A 3,584-nucleotide genomic window follows, 5' to 3' on the forward strand; every position below is an offset into this window, starting at 1 on the left:
ATGTACTTCGATCTTCAATACGACCAGGTGACGCGCGTGCTGTCGCGGGCCGTGCTGCGCGAGCATGCGGGCGGCGATCTGCTCGCGTTCCTGCTGCCGGCGACGAGCCATTGGGATGCGCCGCTCGATAGCCAGAACCCGGCCGCACCGAACGCCGCGCCTGCCGCATCGCCGACGCAACCTGCGCTGCCGGCCGCGAGGCCGCCCTGGTTGCGCGCCGTGCAGTCCGCGTCCGACGGCGAACCGGAGGTAACCGGGCTCCTGACCGGCGTACCGGGCTTCTCTCACGGCCCGGCGGGCTCGCTCAACTCGATGGTCGGCAGCAATGGCTTTGCCGTCGACGGCGCGCATAGTGCGCGCGGCGGTGCGCTCGTCGCGAGCGATATGCACCTCGGCCTGTCGCTGCCGAACATCTGGTATCGCGTGTCGCTCGTCTATCCGGCGCCCGATGGCCCCGATGGCCCCGATGGCGCCATGCGGCGTATCACCGGCGTGACGCTGCCGGGCGCGCCGCTGATCGTGGCCGGCAGCAACGGCCATATCGCGTGGGCGTTCACGAACAGCTACGGCCGCTTCGTCGATCTGATCGAACTGCAGCGCGATCCAGCCGACCCGCTGCGCTATCGCGTGCCGGGCGGCGGATGGGACAAGGCGCAGGTGATTCACGAGCGGCTCGATGTGAAGGGTGGGGCGAGCGTCGATCTGCCGGTCGTGCAAACGCGCTGGGGGCCGCAGCTCGTGGTCGGCGCGCATGCGTATGCGCTGCATTGGGTCGCGCAGGATCCGCAGGCGGTCAACACGAACCTCGTGCGTCTCGAAGACATCACGACGGTCGCGGACGCATTGCATGTCGCGCAGACTTTCGGCGTGCCGACGCAAAACTTCACGGTCGCCGACTCGCAAGGTCATATCGGCTGGACGCTTGCCGGCCCCGTGCCGCGCTTTTCCGAGGCGGACGCAAGCCTGGTGGCGTCTTCCGCGGACGCAGGCGCCGCGCCGTCCGGTCTGCCGCATGCGTCCGGTACGTACATGGGATGGCAAGGCTATCTGCCGCCCGGTGCGTACCCGATGCGTATCGATCCGCCGGCAGGCCGCATCTGGACGGCGAACAACCGGCTGCTGCCGCTGCCGGAACTGGCGCGCATCGGCGACGCCGGCACCGATCTCGGCGCACGCGCGAAGCAGATCCGCGACGATCTGCTCGCGCTGCCGCATGCGACCGAGCGCGACATGCTGTCGGTGCAGACCGACGACCGCGCGTTCTGGATCGAGACCTGGCGCCGTGTCGCGCTCGATGCACTCGATGCGCGTGCGATCGCCGGCCATCCGCAGCGCGCGGAGTTCCGCCGGCTCGTCGAAACGTGGGACGGCCGCGCCGATACCGGCGCGGTCGGCTACCGGCTCGTGCGGGCGTTCTACTACTCGCTGTACGACGCGTGGTTCGGTCCGCTCGACAAGCAGATGAACAAGCTCGCGCCCGAACTCGGCTATCGCGCGGCGAACTCGCGTTACGCGGCGACGATGGAGACGCTCGCCGACCGTCGCGCATGGATACCGGACGGCTTCGCGGACTGGCGCGCGTTCATGCTTGATCGCATCGATCGCGCGATCGCGCAGTTGCCGCCGGGCACGAAGCTCGAAGACGCGCGCTGGGGCGATCGCAATCGCTCGACGATCGCGCATCCGTTTGCACGGCTTCTGCCGACATGGCTGCCGTGGGCGCGCGCGTGGCTCAGCACGCCGCGCGATCCGCTGCCGGGCGACATCAATATGCCGCGCGTGCAGGGGCCGGCGTTCGGCGCATCCGAACGTTTCGTGGTGTCGCCGGGGCATGAAGAGGACGGCATCTTCGAAATGCCGGGCGGCGAGTCGGGCAATCCGATGTCGCCGTATTTCATCGCGGGTCATGAAACGTGGGTGCACGGCGATGTGGCGCCGTTCCTGCCGGGCGCGGCCGTGCATACGCTGACGCTCGGGGCGAACGCGGCGGGCGCGCAATAGGTGACCGGGGCCGCTTCCAGCAGATCGCCAGCAGATCGCTGCAAGGAAGGGCCATCGCTGCTTTGCAGACGGCTGCATTCGACGTAGCGTGCGAAAGGCGATCTTTCGCGCGCGTTGCCCGTGCATTCGCACGGCGCCGCACCGGGCGAATCTGAAAAATGCCGTGCGCGCGAAGAAGGCGCGCGGCGAGCGAACCGGCACGATCGAGCCTGTGCGCGGCCGGACAAATACCGTCGCGCCCGCACGCTGACCACGCGCTGACATGACGCGCCCGACGGCTTTGGCCGTGGGCGCGCGTGGGCGCTTCCAGGGACCTCGACATCATGATTCGAACCAACACCGCGAGAACATTTTTTATTACCGGCGTGAGTTCGGGCTTCGGGCGCGCGCTGTCCGAAGCGGCGCTCGCGGCCGGCCATCGTGTCGTCGGCACGCTGCGTGACGAGCGCCAGCGCGCCGCGTTCGATGAACTGAAGCCCGGCGCTTCGTTCGGCCGCCTGCTCGATGTCACCGACACGCCGGCGATCGCGCCGCTGATCGACGAAGTGGAGCGCAACGTCGGTCCTATCGATGTGCTCGTCAACAATGCCGGTTACGGGCACGAAGGGACCATCGAAGAGTCGCCCGTCGACGAATTGCGCAAGCAGATGGAAGTGCACGTAATCGCGCCGGTTGCGATCGCGCAGGCGGTGTTGCCGTTTATGCGCGACCGGCGCAAGGGGCATATCGTCAATATCACGTCGATGTGCGGCATCGTCACGTTTCCGGGGCTCGGCTTTTATCACGGCAGCAAGTTCGCGATCGAAGGGATCACCGAGGCGTTGTGCAAGGAGGTGAGGCCGTTCGGCATTCGCGTGACCGCGGTCGAGCCGGGCAGTTTCCGCACGCGCTGGGCGGGCAAATCGATGGTGCGCGCCACGCGCACGATTGCCGATTACGACGAAATCTTCGAGCCGCTGCGGGCGGGCCGCATGCGGCGCGACGGTCATCAGATCGGCGACCCGGCGAAGGCCGCGCAAGCGATTCTTGTGCTCGTCGATGCGCCGAACCCGCCGACGCATCTGCTGCTGGGCACGGATGCACTCGGCTTCGTGCGAAGCAAGTTCGCCGATGTCGAATTTCAGATCAAGGCGTGGGAAAAGGTCACGATGTCGACCGACTTCGAAGATTGACACACGTGTCATGCGTCGACGGTTTGTCCCTTGCCGCGATACACAGGAATATCGGCGGAGCGCGAGGTGTTCTGTAAGTTATCGACACCGCCGACGCTTTGGCCGATACGGCGGTGGACCGTGACGAGCGCCTGAGCGAAGTCCTCATGTTGCGTGCGGCCTGCGTGCTGATGCAGCGTGCCGGTGCAAGGGCGTTCGTTCTATCTCAAGGAGGCATTCACATGAGATGGTCCGATCTTGCGGATACCGTTGCGCGGCATGCGCCTTTGATTGGCTCCGCACTGCGTTCACCCGATGCGTACGCGCGGCCCGTGCACGCGATCGTCGCGTCGATCACCGGCACGGCGATCGACGACCCGGCCGCGGCAGCCGCTGCGATCGCGGCCGACGCCACCCTGCTCGACAGTCTGC

At 67.2% G+C, this 3,584-nt stretch carries 3 protein-coding genes; all 3 read left to right on the forward strand.

All coding sequences use genetic code 11. The features are described from left to right. Positions 1 to 2,001: penicillin acylase family protein (locus ACYPXD_RS33740; protein WP_459722839.1), on the forward strand; the 2,001-nt coding region annotated here is incomplete at its 5' end. Positions 2,002 to 2,324: 323 nt separating this feature from the next. After that, positions 2,325 to 3,173, forward strand: a complete 849-nt coding sequence (locus ACYPXD_RS33745; protein WP_459722842.1) for an oxidoreductase — start codon at positions 2,325 to 2,327, stop codon at positions 3,171 to 3,173. Between the two features lie 221 nt (positions 3,174 to 3,394). After that, positions 3,395 to 3,584 (forward strand): hypothetical protein (locus tag ACYPXD_RS33750; protein ID WP_459722845.1); only part of this gene is annotated, 190 nt, incomplete at its 3' end.

The sequence above is a fragment of the Paraburkholderia sp. 2C genome (assembly GCF_054589215.1).

Excerpts from the sequence above, each read along its gene's own strand:
- ACYPXD_RS33745 (WP_459722842.1), top strand. The coding sequence starts at position 2,325 with ATGATTCGAACCAACACCGCGAGAACATTTTTTATTACCGGCGTGAGT.